General features: G+C 69.2%; 15 protein-coding genes. 3 read left to right on the top strand and 12 right to left on the bottom strand.

The annotated features are described in order from the left end of the window. Positions 1 to 468: 468 nt before the first annotated feature. From C5E05_RS11495 to C5E05_RS11485, 3 genes are all read right to left on the bottom strand, one after another. Positions 469 to 1,899 (bottom strand): dihydrolipoamide acetyltransferase family protein, encoded by a 1,431-nt coding sequence (locus C5E05_RS11495; RefSeq protein ID WP_104341993.1) that lies wholly within the window; start codon positions 1,897 to 1,899, stop codon positions 469 to 471. 33 nt (positions 1,900 to 1,932) lie between these two features. Beyond that, a complete protein-coding gene (locus C5E05_RS11490) occupies positions 1,933 to 2,898 on the bottom strand; it encodes an alpha-ketoacid dehydrogenase subunit beta (RefSeq protein WP_104244172.1) in 966 nt (321 codons plus the stop codon). A gap of 62 nt (positions 2,899 to 2,960) precedes the next feature. After that, positions 2,961 to 4,091 carry a thiamine pyrophosphate-dependent dehydrogenase E1 component subunit alpha gene (locus tag C5E05_RS11485; protein ID WP_258064849.1) on the bottom strand — a complete coding sequence of 377 codons (1,131 nt, stop codon included), beginning with the start codon at positions 4,089 to 4,091 and terminating at the stop codon, positions 2,961 to 2,963. Between the two features lie 189 nt (positions 4,092 to 4,280). Here C5E05_RS11485 and C5E05_RS11480 point away from each other — a divergent pair, with 189 nt between their 5' ends. Then, the gene (locus C5E05_RS11480; RefSeq protein ID WP_104243893.1) at positions 4,281 to 4,703 is read left to right on the top strand and encodes a phage holin family protein; all 423 of its coding nucleotides are present in this window, start codon (positions 4,281 to 4,283) and stop codon (positions 4,701 to 4,703) included. A gap of 9 nt (positions 4,704 to 4,712) precedes the next feature. On the opposite strand, the gene C5E05_RS11475 is transcribed toward C5E05_RS11480, so the two are convergent. Both C5E05_RS11475 and C5E05_RS11470 read right to left on the bottom strand, forming a co-directional pair. Then, positions 4,713 to 6,179 carry a hypothetical protein gene (locus tag C5E05_RS11475; RefSeq protein ID WP_104341992.1) on the bottom strand — a complete coding sequence of 489 codons (1,467 nt, stop codon included), beginning with the start codon at positions 6,177 to 6,179 and terminating at the stop codon, positions 4,713 to 4,715. Further along, positions 6,176 to 6,529 (bottom strand): hypothetical protein, encoded by a 354-nt coding sequence (locus tag C5E05_RS11470; RefSeq protein WP_104243897.1) that lies wholly within the window; start codon positions 6,527 to 6,529, stop codon positions 6,176 to 6,178. The genes C5E05_RS11475 and C5E05_RS11470 overlap by 4 nt, the downstream gene beginning before the upstream one ends. Positions 6,530 to 6,727: 198 nt before the next feature. On the opposite strand from C5E05_RS11470, the gene C5E05_RS11465 reads away from it, so the two are divergent. Both C5E05_RS11465 and purB read left to right on the top strand, forming a co-directional pair. Further along, positions 6,728 to 7,282 carry a low molecular weight protein-tyrosine-phosphatase gene (locus C5E05_RS11465; protein ID WP_308471438.1) on the top strand — a complete coding sequence of 185 codons (555 nt, stop codon included), beginning with the start codon at positions 6,728 to 6,730 and terminating at the stop codon, positions 7,280 to 7,282. Continuing rightward, entirely contained in the window at positions 7,279 to 8,661 is a 1,383-nt protein-coding gene (gene purB, locus C5E05_RS11460; protein ID WP_104243901.1) for an adenylosuccinate lyase, read from the top strand. The genes C5E05_RS11465 and purB overlap by 4 nt, the downstream gene beginning before the upstream one ends. 32 nt (positions 8,662 to 8,693) lie before the next feature. On the opposite strand, the gene C5E05_RS20170 is transcribed toward purB, so the two are convergent. The 7 genes from C5E05_RS20170 to C5E05_RS11425 form a co-directional block, all read right to left on the bottom strand. Further along, positions 8,694 to 9,167, bottom strand: a complete 474-nt coding sequence (locus C5E05_RS20170) for a hypothetical protein (protein ID WP_181059541.1) — start codon at positions 9,165 to 9,167, stop codon at positions 8,694 to 8,696. A gap of 7 nt (positions 9,168 to 9,174) precedes the next feature. After that, entirely contained in the window at positions 9,175 to 9,828 is a 654-nt protein-coding gene (locus C5E05_RS11450) for a hypothetical protein (protein WP_146080612.1), read from the bottom strand. A 131-nt stretch (positions 9,829 to 9,959) separates the two neighbouring features. Then, positions 9,960 to 10,619 carry a response regulator transcription factor gene (locus C5E05_RS11445; RefSeq protein WP_104341991.1) on the bottom strand — a complete coding sequence of 220 codons (660 nt, stop codon included), beginning with the start codon at positions 10,617 to 10,619 and terminating at the stop codon, positions 9,960 to 9,962. Then, positions 10,616 to 11,881 (bottom strand): histidine kinase, encoded by a 1,266-nt coding sequence (locus tag C5E05_RS11440; protein ID WP_104341990.1) that lies wholly within the window; start codon positions 11,879 to 11,881, stop codon positions 10,616 to 10,618. The genes C5E05_RS11445 and C5E05_RS11440 overlap by 4 nt, the downstream gene beginning before the upstream one ends. Positions 11,882 to 11,949: 68 nt before the next feature. Beyond that, positions 11,950 to 13,179: a serine hydrolase gene (locus C5E05_RS11435; protein WP_104341989.1), complete on the bottom strand. Its 1,230-nt coding sequence runs from the start codon at positions 13,177 to 13,179 to the stop codon at positions 11,950 to 11,952. A gap of 107 nt (positions 13,180 to 13,286) precedes the next feature. Further along, the gene (locus tag C5E05_RS11430) at positions 13,287 to 13,535 is read right to left on the bottom strand and encodes a hypothetical protein (RefSeq protein WP_104243911.1); all 249 of its coding nucleotides are present in this window, start codon (positions 13,533 to 13,535) and stop codon (positions 13,287 to 13,289) included. An 83-nt stretch (positions 13,536 to 13,618) separates the two neighbouring features. Then, the gene (locus C5E05_RS11425) at positions 13,619 to 14,146 is read right to left on the bottom strand and encodes a GNAT family N-acetyltransferase (protein ID WP_181059539.1); all 528 of its coding nucleotides are present in this window, start codon (positions 14,144 to 14,146) and stop codon (positions 13,619 to 13,621) included. Between the last annotated feature and the right edge of the window lie 72 nt (positions 14,147 to 14,218).

Genomic DNA, 14,218 nt, shown 5'->3' with positions numbered 1-14,218 from the left:
ATGTCAATTGCGCGGGCTGGGAATCGCGGTCGGTAGCTCGGTGGCTGGGCACAGAGTTGTGGATAGACGCTGCTACGACCCGCGCCAACGACACCCCGCCACAACTCTGCGCAATGCGGCGAGCGTGCATCCCCGTCCGCCCTCACCTCACGGTCCGGGAACCGAGCCCGCGCCCGGGCGCCCCGGCGGCTGGGTGGCTCGGTGACTGAGCACAGAGTTGTGGATAGACGCTGCTAAGACCCGCGCCAACGACACCCCTCCACAACTCTGCGCAACGCGGTGGGCACGCTTCCCCGGAGCCGGCGCAACCAGTGACCAGAGTTGTGGCGAAGTGCGCCTCGGCGAACGCGGAACCGCGTTTAGCCACAACTCTGGCCGCCGTTGCAGCGGGGACGGCCGGGCGGGCGCGGGCGCGGGCGGGCGAGCGCGGGCGGGCGCGCGGACGCGTCCGACCGCGGCCAGCGGGGCTCAGTCGAGCAGCAGCGCAGGCTCCTCGACGATCGTCGCGACGTCGGCGAGGAAGCGGCTCGCGACGTCCCCGTCGACCAGGCGGTGGTCGAAGGAAGCGCCGAGCGTCGTCACCATGCGGGGGCGAACTTCATCCTCGAACACCCACGGCTTCAGCTTGATGGTGCCGAGCGCGAGGATGCCCACCTCGCCGGGGTTGATGACGGGCGTGCCCGTGTCCATCCCGAACACCCCGATGTTGGTGATCGTGAAGGTGCCGTCGCGCATCTCTGTCGGCGGCGTCTTCCCGTCGCGGGCGCGATACGTGAGCTGCTCGATGGCCTGCGCCAGCTGGTGCAGGGTCATGGCGTGCGCATCCTTGATGTTCGGCACGATGAGCCCACGCGGGGTCGCGGCGGCGAGGCCGAGGTTCACGTAGTGCTTGACCGTGTACTCCTCGTCGGTCCACGCGGCGTTGACCATCGGGTTGCGGCGGATCGCCCACATCACGGCTCGCGCCACGATGAGCAGCGGCGACACCTTCACGCCGGCGAAGTCGGGCGACGCCTTGAGGCGCTTCACGAACTCCATCGTGCGCGTCGCGTCGACGTCGGTGAAGAGCGTCACGTGCGGTGCCGTGAACATCGACGAGACCATGGCGTTCGCCGTTGCCTTGCGCACGCCCTTGACGGGGTGCTTCTCCTCGCGTACCTCGCCCCAGATGGGGGTCTCGAGGTTCTTGAAGACACTCGCCTGCTGCGCGTGGCGGATGACGTCGTCGCGGGTCGTCTCACCGGCGAGCCCGGTCGGCTCGACCTGCGACAGGTCGACGGCGAGGTCCTTCGCGAGCTTGCGGATCGGGGGCTTCGCGATGATCGGCGACGCGGATGCGGCGGGCACCGACCCAGGGCGGGCCTGCGTCCGCGCCACCCCAGGTGCTGGAGCGGGAGCCTGCGCGGCCGGGCGATGCGACGGCTGGGCCGGGGCGGGGATCTGCGCGGGGCGCGTCGGCTGGGCTGGTACGGCCGACTTCTTGCGTCGGCGCGTCGTGGGCGCGTCACCGAGTCCGTAGCCGACGAGCACCGAGTTGGCGCCGGACTCGGCGCCCTCGCTGGAGACGGTGGAAGCCGCATCCGCCTGTGCCGCATCGAATTCGAGGTCGGCAGCCGGTGCCTCGGGCGCGGCGGGCGCCTCGGAGCTGCTCGCGGAGCCTGCGGTCTCGATGGAGAGGATGTGCTTGCCCACGTCGACGGTCTGGCCCTCGCTCGCGAAGAGCTCGACGACGCGCCCCTCGAAGGGGCTGGGCAGCTCGACGATCGACTTGGCCGTCTCGATCTCGCACAGCGTCTGGTTCAGCTCGACGCTGTCGCCGGCCTTCACGTGCCAGGAGACGATCTCGGCCTCGGTGAGTCCCTCGCCGACGTCGGGGAGTTCGAAGTTCTCGGTGCTCATTGGTGTGCTTGCCTCTATCTGTGCGGGCTTGGTTCAGTACTCGAGCGAGCGGTCGACGGCTTCGAGGATGCGGTCTGCGTCCGGCAGGTAGCTCGCCTCGAGCTTCGCTGGCGGGAAGGGAACGTTGAAGCCCGACACGCGAAGCACGGGCGCCTCGAGCGAGAAGAACACTCGCTCCTGCACGGTCGCGGCGATCTCGGAGCCGATGCTGGCGTTCGAGGGGGCTTCCTGCGCGATAACGAGGCGACCCGTCTTGCGGACGGACTCCACGATCGGCGCGTAGTCGATGGGGCTCAGCGAGCGGAGGTCGATGACCTCGAGACTGATGCCCTCGGCCTCGGCGACCGCCGCCGCCTGCAGCGCTACCGCGGTCATGGCGCCGTGCGCGACGAGCGTCACGTCGGTGCCGACGCGGGCGACTCGGCTCGCGTGCATCCCGGCAGCGGGGGCGGCGAGGCTGACCTCGCCCTTCTGCCAGTACTTGCTCTTGGGCTCGAAGAACATGACGGGGTCGTTGCTCTTGATGGCCTGCTGGATCATCCAGTACGCGTCGTTCGGCGTCGACGGGGAGATGAGACGGAGTCCGGCGGTGTGCGCGAAGTATGCCTCTGGGCTCTCCTGGTGGTGCTCGACGGCGCCGATGTGCCCGCCGTAGGGCACGCGGATGACAACCGGCATCTGCAGGCGGCCCTCGTTGCGGTTCGTGAGCTTCGCGAGCTGCGTCGTGATCTGGTCGAAGCCGGGGAAGATGAAGCCGTCGAACTGGATCTCGCACACGGGCCGGTAGCCGCGCATGGCGAGGCCGATGGCGGTGCCGATGATGCCGGACTCCGCGAGCGGGGTGTCGAGCACGCGGTTCTCGCCGAAGTCGCGCTTCAGGTGCTCGGTGACGCGGAAGACGCCGCCGAGCGTGCCGATGTCCTCGCCGAGCTGCACGACCTTGTCGTCGTCTTCCATGGCGCGGCGCAGGCCGGCGTTGATGGCCTTCGCGAGCGGCATGGTGACCGTCTCCGGCGCATCCGCCTCCGACTCGGGCGTTGTGGTGCTCGTGGCGACGTCGGTCATCGGGTTGCCTCCTGGCTCGCGTTGTCATCGAAGGACGCCTCGTACCGGCGCAGCCACTGCTTCTCTTCCTCGAGCTGCGGATGCGCGTCGCTGTACACGTTCTCGAACATGGAGTCGTTGTCGGGCTCTTCGATCTCGAAGACGCCGCGGCGCACGTCGGCCGCGTAGTCCTTCGCTGCCTCGTCGACGCCGGTGAAGAAGTCCTCGCCCACGTCCTGCGCGCGCAGGTACGCGCCGAGGCGGGCGATGGGGTCGCGGCGGCGCCACGACTCCTCCTCGTCCTTCGTGCGGTACTTGGTGGGGTCGTCCGTCGTCGTGTGGGCGCCCATCCGGTAGGTCTCGGCCTCGATGAAGCCGGGGCCACCGCCGGCGCGTGCCCGCTCGAGGTGCGCGCGGGTGACGGCGAAGCTCGCCATGACGTCGTTGCCGTCGATGTGCGTCGAGGGCATGCCGAAGCCGCCCGCGCGCTTGTAGAGCGGGTTGTTGGCCTGCACGGAGACGGGCACGGAGATGGCCCACTGGTTGTTCTGCAGGAAGAAGACGAGCGGCACCTGGTAGCTCGTCGCGAAGATGTAGGCCTCGTTGGTGTCGCCCTGGCTGGTCGCGCCGTCGCCGAAGTACACGACGGTCGCCTCGTCCTTGTCGAGGTCGCCGGTGCCGGTGGCGCCGTCGAACTTCTGGCCGAGCGCGTAGCCGGTCGCGTGGAGGGTCTGCGAGCCGATGACCAGCGTGTAGGGGCGCACGCCGTGGCCTTCCGGCGACCATCCGCTGTGGGTCACGCCGCGCAGCAGGCGCAGCACGTCGACGAGGTCGACGCCGCGCACGAAGGCGACGCCGTGCTCGCGGTAGGAGGGGAAGACCGCATCTTGCGGGCGCATGGCGTAGGCGGAGCCGATCTGGGCGGCCTCCTGTCCCTCGGCGGGGACGTACAGGGACAGCTGTCCCTGGCGCTGCAGCATGGTCGACTCACGGTCGAACGCCCGCACGTAGCTCATGTCGCGATAGGCGCGAAGGTAGTCCTCCGTGGTGAGCAGCTCAAGCTGCTCCAGGAAGGGCTCGGCGGCCTTCGTCGGCTTCACCTCTCCCTCTGGAGTGAGGATCTGCACGGTCTCGTCGCCTGGAGTCACGTCGTGTGGCGCCTTCCTGCTGTTCCGATCTCGCATGCGGTTGCCCGAGATTTCGCCAGTCTAGTTCTCCACCCCATGGCCGTTCAGGAGAAATCCTCCAACAGTTCGGGCCGACCCTGCACGGCATCGACGACACGAGGCGGGCGAGCGCCCCAGCCGCTTCACCGCAGGATCGGGGAGAATGGGGGCATGCGAGCCATCTTGAGCATCCTCATCAACGCCGTGGCCCTCTGGGTCGTGACCCTCATCCTGCAAGCGCATGTCCAGGTCATCCCGTTCGAGGAGTCGACTTGGGGCGTCATCGGCACGCTCGCACTGTTCGGGCTGATCTGGGGCGTCGTGAACGCCGTGGTGGGCGGGGTCGTGCGTGTCGTCGCGTTCCCCCTCTACATCCTCACGCTCGGCCTCATCTCGTTCATCGTCAACGGATTCCTGTTCTGGCTCGTCGGGGTCATCAGCGACAGCATCGGTTTCGGCATCGAGGTCTCCGGCTTCTGGTGGGCGGTGCTCGCAGCGCTCATCATGTCGGTGGTCACCGCGGTGCTCGGCGGCTGGGTGCGCGGTGCCGACTCGAAGCTCAAGAGCGATGAGCGTCGCCGTCGGGAAGCCTGATCGAGGCGTTCAGATCTTGATGTCGTCTGGCTTGAGGTTGCTCGTGATGGGCGCGAACTTCTCCTCGATGAGACGATTCACCTCGTCGATGGCCTCACCGGGTTCCGGAAGCGGGTCGAGCCGGTCAACCGTGTAGAGCCTCGACTCGTCGAGCTCGAAGCCGTCGTAGACGTCGAGGAGGTCCGTGCGGGCCGCATCCAGGGAAGGCACCCCGCTCGCGTCGGCCATGCCGGCGGTCTCGAGGTAGCGCGTCTGCGCGTGGGCGGCGAGCGGGTCGTCGTCGAACGGCGTCACCGCATCGGCCTCGGCGAGCACGACCGTTGAATCCTCGCCATCCGGGGCGAGCCCCTGCAGGCCGACGATCGGGTCTTCCCGGTGCTGGATCTCGATGATCGGGGCTCGGCTCCCGGGCGACGCATCATCGCCCCGACCATCAGCCTGCTGGTGCTGCAGCTGCGCCCTCAGCCGTTCGGCGTCGATGGGACCCCCGATCGAGACGAGGCCCTTCGTGTCGAACCTCCCCAGCCCGGCGATCGACGCAGCGACGAGCGCACCCTGCGAGTAGCCGGCGAACACGACGGCATCGCCCGGCTCGATACCCGCCTCTGCCATCGCAGCGAGGACGGCGGACACCGACTGCGAGTCGATCCCCGCATACGCCGCGAGGTTGCCGGCCAGGTCGAAGGGGTTGCCCGTCGTGCCGTACGACTGGTTCGAGGTGCCCGTGATCGCGACCTCGTAGAGCTGGGCTCCGGCCGCGTCGACGTAGCTCGTGACGCGCACCTGCGGTCCTCCGTCGACCGAGGGAGGGATGGCGGCGACCAGCGACTGGAGTCCCGTGGGAGCGGCATCCCGGCCATCGAGCGGAGCGCTGGCGCTCCCCACCCTGAAGCGGTCGCTCGGGGTCAGCCCCGCCACACCTGCCCCGGCGAGCGCCCACGACACGAGAGTGCTGCCGTCGGCGCCGGGGACCGGCGGGAGGCCGAGCATCCCGAGCGCGAAGTCGTCGGCGTTCTCCACGGTGACGCGGATGAGCTCCTGCACCCGCGGGTCGCTCAGCGTCGGAGCCTCCCCAGCAAGAGCCGCGAGCGCCGCGATTCCAGCCGCCGGGCCGAGGAGCGCGACCGTCAGCGGCAACGAGCGTCCGAGGAAGTTGGCGGCGCTTGCGCCCGCTGCTTGGACGACGGCCGCGGAGACCGCCTCGGCCCGCTCGTACAGCTCGGCGGCAAGCTGGATGCGCTCGCCCAGCGAGGACAGCTGGGTTTCCAGCGGCGCCCCTCCGAAGAAGGCGACCTCGGCCTGCGCCGCCGCTGCAGCGAATGTGAGGCCCGAGCCGCTCAGCCATACGGACGGCGGCAGCCACTCCTGACCGGCGAGGATCGTGCGGAGCGCTTCGAAGTCGTCGGCGAAGAGCCCGGCGCGCACGGCGACGGCGCGGACGTCGCTGGGCCCGACGACGACAAGCTCGCCGCTCATCGGGCCCCCAGCGCCTCGAGCTCGAGACCTAATGCCCCATGCGCTCGGCGGTACTCGGCCTCGGCGAGCCCTGCGGCGGTCGCGACGAGTCCGATCGCGTCGGCGAGGAGCTCGGCCTCGATGGCAAGGCAGCGCTGCGCTGGCGAGCTCCACGCGTCGGAGACCGCGAGCAGCCTGAGGCCCGTGCAGATATCGGTGGTGCCCGAGCCGAAGGCGTACAGGGCGCGAGCGTTGTCGAGGGCGATGAGCTGCAGGGCGTGGATGATCTGCTCCCTCGCGGCATCGACGAACGGCAGTGTCTGGCCGATCGTCGACGGTGCGATGGGAACGAAAGACGTGGTCTCTGGCATTCGCGGTGGTCCTCTCGTGCGTCGGAGACTCCGATCCTCCGGCGGCAGGAGAAGCGGCGACGCATGCACGCCCACGGGTGTGGAGGGACGCGCATCCACAGGCCGGATGCCTGCAGAGTGCGGCTTCGCTCCGACGGGCAGCGAAAGAGCGGGTGAACACGCACGCGAACCGGTGCTGAATGCGTGACAATGGGCGTCATGGCGAAAAACAGCAAGGACGCGGTCTTTCGCATCATCTTCGTCTGCACCGGCAACATCTGCCGCTCCCCGATGGCGGAGGTCATCTTCCGCGACATGGTCGAGCAGATCGGCCTCGGCAGCGCCGTGAGCATCAGCTCGGCGGGAACCGGCGAATGGCACGTGGGCGAGAAGGCGGACCCCCGCACGCAGTCCGCGCTCGAGCGGGCCGGGTTCACGGCCGAGAACCATCGCGCGAAGCAGTTCGAGGTCGACTGGTTCGACACGTTCGACCTCATCATCACCTTCGACCGAGGCCAGCGGCGCATCCTCAAGGCGTGGGCCTCCGACGACGAGCAACGCTCGCTCGTGCAGCCCCTCCTCACCTTCCACCCGGCGCCCCCGGGCGGGATCACGGAAGTCCCAGACCCGTACTATGGCAACGATCAGCTCTTCGACCACGTGCGCGACTTGATCACGAGCGCGTGCGAGGAGCTTCTTCGTCAGATCGAGCCGGTCGTCCGGGCAGCGCTGACGGCGCGCGCCGGATCGTCCTCGTCCCAAGGAGCACAATGAGCCCCCTCCCTCCCCAGATGCTGAGCCCCCTCGACTCGCGCTACCGCAAGAGCGTCGAAGGTCTCGGCGAGCACCTCTCCGAGGCCGCGCTGAACCGTGCCCGCGTGCACGTGGAGGTCGAGTGGCTGCTGTTCCTCACCGACCGTGAGATGTTCGGCTCGCACAAGATCGATGCAGACAAGGCCGCAGCACTGCGTGCCCTCGTCACCGACTTCGGCCAGAAGGACATCGACGAGCTGGCCGAGGTCGAGGCTCGCACCCGTCACGACGTGAAGGCCGTCGAGTACTACGTGCGCGCCCGCCTGGAGGAGCTCGGGCTGAGCGAGCTCGCCGAGCTCACCCACTTCGCCTGCACGAGCGAGGACATCAACAACCTCTCGTACGCGGTCACCATCCGCGACGCCGTCACCGACGTCTGGCTCCCCTCGGCTTCCGGTCTCGCGGACCGCATCGCGGAGCTCGCCGTCGAGCTGCGGGATGTGCCCCTGCTGTCGCTCACGCACGGCCAGCCGGCGACGCCGACCACGCTGGGCAAGGAGCTCGCCGTGTTCACGCACCGACTGCGCCGCCAGCTGAAGCGCGTCGAGGAAACCTCGTATCTCGGGAAGTTCGCCGGTGCCACGGGCAACTTCGCCGCGCACCAGGCGGCAAGTGTCGACACCGACTGGGAGACGCTTGCCGACGAGTTCGTGAGCGGCCTCGGCCTCACCTGGAACCCGCTGACCACGCAGATCGAGTCGCACGACTGGCAGGCCGAGCTGTACTCGGACGTCTCGCGCTTCAACCGCATCCTGCACAACTTCTGCACCGACGTGTGGACCTACATCTCGCGCGGTGTCTTCCGTCAGATCCCGCAGGCCGGCTCGACGGGCTCGTCCACGATGCCGCACAAGATCAACCCGATCCGCTTCGAGAACGCGGAGGCGAACCTCGAGATCTCGAGCGCTCTCCTCGACTCGCTGGCCTCGACGCTCGTCACCTCGCGCCTGCAGCGCGACCTCACCGACTCGAGCGCGCAGCGCAACATCGGTGTCGCGTTCGGCCACTCGCTGCTCGCGCTCGACAACGTGACGCGTGGACTGCGCGAGATCGCCGTCGACGAGGAGCTGCTGGCGAACGAGCTCGACGGCAACTGGGAGGTGCTCGGCGAAGCGATCCAGACCGTCATCCGAGCCGAGATCGTCGCTGGTCGTTCATCCATCGCCGACCCCTACGCTGTGCTGAAGGACCTGACGCGCGGCCGCCGCATCGGCAAGGCCGATCTCGTGGAGTTCGTGACGGGCCTCGACATCGGCCAGGAGGCGAAGGACTCGCTCCTCGCCCTCACTCCCGGCAGCTACACGGGCGCCTCGTCGCGCCTCGTCGACCACCTGGGCTGAGCGCGCGGGCGGAACGCCCGCTGGTTCTCCAGCTACTTGCTGGTTGGGGCCTCGTTCGACGTCGTCTCGTCGAGCGGGGCCTCTTCTGCATCTGCCGGGAGCGTGGCTGCGGGCTCCTCGGTCGCCGCGGCCTGCTCCGGTTCGCCGATGCGCTCCGAGGGCTCCGCTTCGGCTGCAGCCTCGTCGACGACGGGTGCCTTCTCGTCTGCGGCCGCCGCCTGCGTGGCCGCGCGGCTCTGCTCGCCTTCGTCGCTGCGGGAGACGCCCTGCTCTGCGTTCTCGAAGCGGTCGAGGTAGATCTCGTTCTCGGGATTCGGCGAGTAGGAGAGCACGAGCATCGCCAGCACGAGGATCGAGACGATGAAGGCGACACCGGCGAAGATGATGCCGAGCAGGAAGTCCTGTGTCGTGAGCAGCAGGATGAGGAGCACGAAGCCCGCCATCACGGCGGAGATGCCGAGCAGCTCGAAGGGCTTCATGAGCGCGCGGCGCTTGGGTTGTGTCACTGGGGAATCAGGCTTTCTTGGTGAGTTCTGGCTCGGCGGCCGGTGCATCCGCGAGGATGCCGCGGAGGGTGATCCCCTCGATGACCAGCAGCACGCCGAGCACTGCGAGGTAGGCGCCGACGTAGCCGACGGTCTGCACGGATGCGGTGAGGGTGCCCTCGACCTGCTCGATTCCGCCGTAGTCGACGCGGAGGTCTGGCGGGATGATCGCGACGAGGAGTCCGAGGAGCACGGTGACGGCGCCGGTGATGAGCACCTCGCGCGAGAAGAACTTGGTGGCGCGGCCCACGCGGGCGCTGATGAGTTCGAGCGCTCCCGTGACGAGGGCCCAGGTGGCGACGGTCGCGATGAACGCGGCGGCGGTCGCGTGCTCGGTCTCTGCGGTGCCCATGAAGAGCGCGAAGCCTCCGGCGAGCGCCGAGACGACGGCTCGCGCGAACGTGAGCGCGCGCGCCGGGTGGTCCTTGAAGCCGACGGCTTCGAAGCCGATGAGCACGCCGGATGCGAGCGCGAACGCACCGAACGTGATGAACCCGAACGCCGCAGAGTGGTCTTGGGAGAAGGTGATGACGGCGGCGATGATGAGCGCGGGCACGGCGCGGGCGATCATCGACATCCACAGGCGTTCCGGGACTGCTGTAGGCCCCACTTGCATCGTCATCGTTCGCTCCTCACGATCTGCCGCCAGTCTACCCAGTCGGTACCGCACGGCTCCCCGGCGCGGGACGACGTCACCGTGTTGCAACCTGGCAGTCGCCAGGGCGCGTCATCCGCGCTCCGCTGCGACTGGGCTCAGCGGACATCGAGAAGGCCCGCGCGGATGCCCCAGAGCACGACCTGCAGGCGGTCCCTCGACGCGGTCTTCTGGAGGAGCCCCGCGAGGTGGTACTTCACCGTGGTGGGTTCGACGAACAGCTCACCGGCGATCTCCGCGTTGGACAGGCCGCGCGCGAGGAGCCCAAGGACGTCGAGCTCCCGCTCCGTCAGCTCGACCCCCGCCGTCGGGGCTGGCTGCGACACGGGCCGTCGCCGTTCGGCGAATTCGTGGAGGATGCGCCTGGTGAGGCGCTGGTCGAGCGTCCCGTGCCCTGCGGCGACCGACCGGACCGCGGCGAGCAGCGTCGCCTCATCCGCGCCCTTGAGGAGGAACCCGGCCGCCCCGGCCTCGAGCGCCGCGAACACGTCCGCATCGACGTCGAAGGTGGTGAGGATGAGCACCGCAGCGTCGAGCGACGGTTCTGCAGCGATCATCCGCGTCGCAGCGATGCCGTCGGTTCCTGGCATCCGGATGTCCATGCAGACCACATCGGGGCTCAGCTCGCGAGCAAGCCGGACCGCCTCTGCACCGTCGGCGGCTTCGCCGACGACGTCGAAGTCGGGCTCCGCGCCGAGGATCACCGACAGCCCGGCGCGCACGACCGCCTGGTCGTCGGCGATGAGGATCCGGATCATGAGATCTCCCTGTCACGGTTCGGGCTTTGGCCCGTGCCACGGATCGTGAGCGCATTCCGCCAGCCGCCGTCGCTCGTCGGTCCTGTGCTCAGGGTCGCACCCACGAGCTCGGCTCGTTCGGCCATGCCGGAGAGCCCGTACCCCGGCTGCGCGGGCGCGGGTGGCACGACCGCATCCGCTCCGGGCCTGGTTGGCGCGTTCGCGACGACGATCTCCACGCCGTCGTCGCCGAACCGCACGCTGACGTCGCTGCGTGCACCCCGGGCGTGACGTGCCGCGTTCGCCAATGACTCCTGCACCATGCGGTACGCGGTGGCCTCCGTCAGCGGGCCGAGCGGTCGAGGCGCACCGGCGACACGGAAGTCGACGGCCTGGCCCCGCTCCCGCGCGGCATCGACGAGCGTCGCGATCCCCTCCAGGTTCGGGGTGGGGCTCGGGCGCTCAGGGCCGCCCGTGCGTTCGTCGTCGTCGCTGCGCAGCAGTCCGACGGTGCGCCGGAGGTCGACGAGCGTCGTGCGTGCGTCGTCCTGGATGCCCTGCATCATGGCCCTCGCCCGGTCGGGGTCGGAGCGGGTCAGGGTGGTTGCCGCCTGCGCGCTGACGATGATGCCCGACAGGTGGTGGCCGGCGATGTCGTGGAGTTCGCGCGCGAGGGCAGTGCGCTCCGCCCTGAGTTCGCCGCGGGCCCGTTCCGCCTGACGCTGCTCGGCCATGCGCGCCTGCTCTCGGAGCGCATCCGTCAAGCGTTCCCGACCGAGCACGTAGTCCGCGATGCCCGCGGGAAGGACGTAGAGGAGCAGGATGCGCAGGAGAAGCGTGGCGGTCAGGACGAGCGGCGCCTCGCGTGACCCGAGCAGCATTGCAACGCCACCGACCGCGGTCGTCGCGGCCGCCCCGACGCCGAGTGCGATGAGCGCCGCCCTGTGGGGCAGCTGCCGCACGACCCGGTACGACGCGACGCCCACGGCGAGCGCGCCGATGCCGAGCTCCCCGGCCGTCGTGGCGAGGATCGCGAGATCGATGCCGACGATCGCCGCGAACACGGGCAGCGGGCGGAAGCGGCTCGGCCACAGCAGCAGCGCCTGGACGGCGATGAGGCTCGCCAGCACCAGCGGTGACCCGGTTCCGGGGACAGACGCGAAGAGAGCGCGATCCCAGGTGCCGATCGCAAGGAATCCGACGGCACCCGCCAGCACGAGGAGACTGGGCGTCGCCGACCAGAGGGCGACCATCACGGCCGAGTTCCGCGGCGATGGGCGCATGACTCGATTCAACCACGCCGGGTGGTGGCCCCTGACGAGGCCATCACCCGGCGCGAACTCGTCATCCGCTACTGCCCGCACAGCGTCTCGTCGAGGGCATCGATGACCATGCGGTACTGCGCGAGAAGCCGCTCGTTGTCGTCGGGCGAGACGACCGCCCAGGGAAGCGCGGTGACGGCGATCGTCACGGCGGTGCCGTCCGGGCCGACGGCGTTGCGGGTCTGCGTTCCGGGGATGTCTCCCCCGTGCCCCCAGGCGACTCCGCCGCAGGACAGCGGGTAGCTCTGCAGGCCGAGGCCGTACGCGGCACCAGGAGTCAGCTCATCCCCGGCGGGGACGGTCGTCTGCATCTCCGCGAGCGCCGCCTCGCTCAGGAGTCGGCCGTCGAGGAGGGCGCGCATGAAGGTGTTGAGCTCGGACGGCGTGGACACGAGCGCGCCGGCGGCCCAGCCGAACGCGGGGTCCAGCTCGGAGATGTCCCGGAGGTCGCCGGCCGTCTCAGCGTGGTACCCGCGGGGGTGCTCGCCGCGCAGCTGCCGTTCGCCTGGCGCGGGCAGGTAGGTGTGCCCGAGGCCGAGCGGCGCGACGATGCGCTCGTCGATCTGGGTGGCGAGTGCCCGTTTCGTGACGGCCTCGATCATGAGTCCGAGCACCAGGTAGTTGGTGTTGCTGTATCCCCACCGCTCCCCTGGAACGAACGCCGCGGGCCGCTCGAACGCGACATCGAGCATGGCCCGGGGAGAGATGTACGTCTCCTGCGCGCCGAACGCGTCCGCCGCGATCTTGTCCGCGTACTCGGGCAGGCCAGCGGTGTGCTGGAGGAGCTGGCGCACGGAGATCTTCGTGCCGTCGACCCCGTCCCCCGTGATGAGACCGGGCAGGTACGTGTCGATCGGCTCGTCGAGGGCAACCTGCCCCTCATCGGCGAGCTGGAGGACGATCGTCGAGACGAACATCTTCGTGTTGCTGCCGATGCGCACCTCCCCGTCCAGGGGCGGCGCCTCCCCAGTGGCGATGTCCCCTTGTCCGAGAGCGAGGTTCGAGGTCCTGCCCTCGCTGTCGGTGACGGATGCGAGCACGCCGGGGTATCCCGCGTCGACGAGCGCCTGCATGGTCGCCTCGTGCGGATCCGGACTGGCGTCGGCGTTGGCTGCGTTCGACCATGCCCCGACGCCGATCGCGCCGGCGGCGAGCACGCCGGCAGCGGCGATGACTGCGGTCGCCTTCCTGGGCTTGCCGCTTCGAACGTTCGTTGCTGGATCGGTGGGGTGTGCGTCTGCGGTTCGTTGCGTTTCCATGCATCCAGCGTGACGAAACGCGCCGCTTGGCACCCCATCCTTGCGAACAGTCGCGCCTGCCCACGCGGCCAGTCAGCGGCCTTCGGGGCTCCGGTTCCGCGCGATCGTCAGGTCGAGGACAGATCAGGTGCCGGGACCGGAGCTGCATGACCGCTTGCGGCCAGAATCTCGTCGACGAAGCCCTGGGCGGTGGTCGCCACGATCTGGAAGTGGTCGCGCTCCGCGGTGGTGCTCTCCGGGCGCTCGACCTTGTCGAGGGCGGCGTCGGCGTACTCCTGGAGTGCGTTGATGAGGACGGAGTGGCGATCTTCGTCGGTCAGGTCGAGAGTCACGAGATGCGGGGTCTGCTCAGTCATCACGGCAGTGTCTCATTCTCTCCCGACACCAATATGTGCCCGTCGACACCCCGCGACGCTCGGTCGCGGGGAACGTCCGCGGCTCAGCGAGTGGAGAAGGCCTCGAGGGGGCGAGCCCATCGCTGCCCGACGACGTCCCGTTCGAATCGCGGGTCGAGCTCCTGGGAGAGCAGGGAGAAGCCGGCGCTCTGGAGGAAACCAGCGGCGGCAGTGAATTCCCGGGCACTCCAGACCTCGACACTTGGCGCGTTTCGTCGCCGGGCGAAGTCGATGCCAGTCTCGACGAGTGCCCGGCCGATGCCGAGGCGCCGCGCGTCGGGTGTGACGATCAGCAGCCGCAAGAGGGCGGCCTCGCCGTCCTCCCCGGGCATGCAGAAGACGCACCCCACGCGTCTTCCGTCGAGCTCGGCGATCCATGCCCCTTCACGCTCGCGTTCCTCGACGGCGGCATAGCCGTCGATGGCGTGCGCGACAAGACGTTCGTAGGTGCGGCCATCCTCGAAGGAGTCCGAGAAGACCTTGTGGGTGAGCAGCACCCAGGCGAGGTCCCCGGGGTGGTCGAGCTGGCGGATCGAGGGCCGAGAAGTGGACGGTGCTTCAGGAGAGGTCATGACAGCTTCCTTTGAGAGCGAAGAAGTGGGCTGACTCCGGTCAGTGCGTACATTTCCACGTTGACGGCGACG

Origin of the sequence: Pseudoclavibacter sp. AY1H1, from assembly GCF_002931055.1 — a bacterium.
GTDB lineage: Bacteria > Actinomycetota > Actinomycetes > Actinomycetales > Microbacteriaceae > Pseudoclavibacter.
Note: the sequence above shows the minus strand (reverse complement) of the source record. Positions and strands in the feature narration are given on the sequence as shown.

What these genes read in the sequence shown, in the direction of transcription:
- C5E05_RS11445 (WP_104341991.1), bottom strand. Translation starts at nt 10,619, where the DNA reads ATGATCCGGATCCTCATCGCCGACGACCAGGCGGTCGTGCGCGCCGGG.
- C5E05_RS11450 (WP_146080612.1), bottom strand. Translation starts at nt 9,828, where the DNA reads ATGACGATGCAAGTGGGGCCTACAGCAGTCCCGGAACGCCTGTGGATG.
- purB (WP_104243901.1), top strand. Translation starts at nt 7,279, where the DNA reads ATGAGCCCCCTCCCTCCCCAGATGCTGAGCCCCCTCGACTCGCGCTAC.
- C5E05_RS11435 (WP_104341989.1), bottom strand. Translation starts at nt 13,179, where the DNA reads ATGGAAACGCAACGAACCGCAGACGCACACCCCACCGATCCAGCAACG.
- C5E05_RS11490 (WP_104244172.1), bottom strand. Translation starts at nt 2,898, where the DNA reads ATGCCGCTCGCGAAGGCCATCAACGCCGGCCTGCGCCGCGCCATGGAA.
- C5E05_RS11470 (WP_104243897.1), bottom strand. Translation starts at nt 6,529, where the DNA reads ATGCCAGAGACCACGTCTTTCGTTCCCATCGCACCGTCGACGATCGGC.
- C5E05_RS11480 (WP_104243893.1), top strand. Translation starts at nt 4,281, where the DNA reads ATGCGAGCCATCTTGAGCATCCTCATCAACGCCGTGGCCCTCTGGGTC.
- C5E05_RS11495 (WP_104341993.1), bottom strand. Translation starts at nt 1,899, where the DNA reads ATGAGCACCGAGAACTTCGAACTCCCCGACGTCGGCGAGGGACTCACC.
- C5E05_RS11425 (WP_181059539.1), bottom strand. Translation starts at nt 14,146, where the DNA reads ATGACCTCTCCTGAAGCACCGTCCACTTCTCGGCCCTCGATCCGCCAG.
- C5E05_RS11465 (WP_308471438.1), top strand. Translation starts at nt 6,728, where the DNA reads ATGGCGAAAAACAGCAAGGACGCGGTCTTTCGCATCATCTTCGTCTGC.
- C5E05_RS11440 (WP_104341990.1), bottom strand. Translation starts at nt 11,881, where the DNA reads ATGCGCCCATCGCCGCGGAACTCGGCCGTGATGGTCGCCCTCTGGTCG.
- C5E05_RS11430 (WP_104243911.1), bottom strand. Translation starts at nt 13,535, where the DNA reads ATGACTGAGCAGACCCCGCATCTCGTGACTCTCGACCTGACCGACGAA.
- C5E05_RS11475 (WP_104341992.1), bottom strand. Translation starts at nt 6,179, where the DNA reads ATGAGCGGCGAGCTTGTCGTCGTCGGGCCCAGCGACGTCCGCGCCGTC.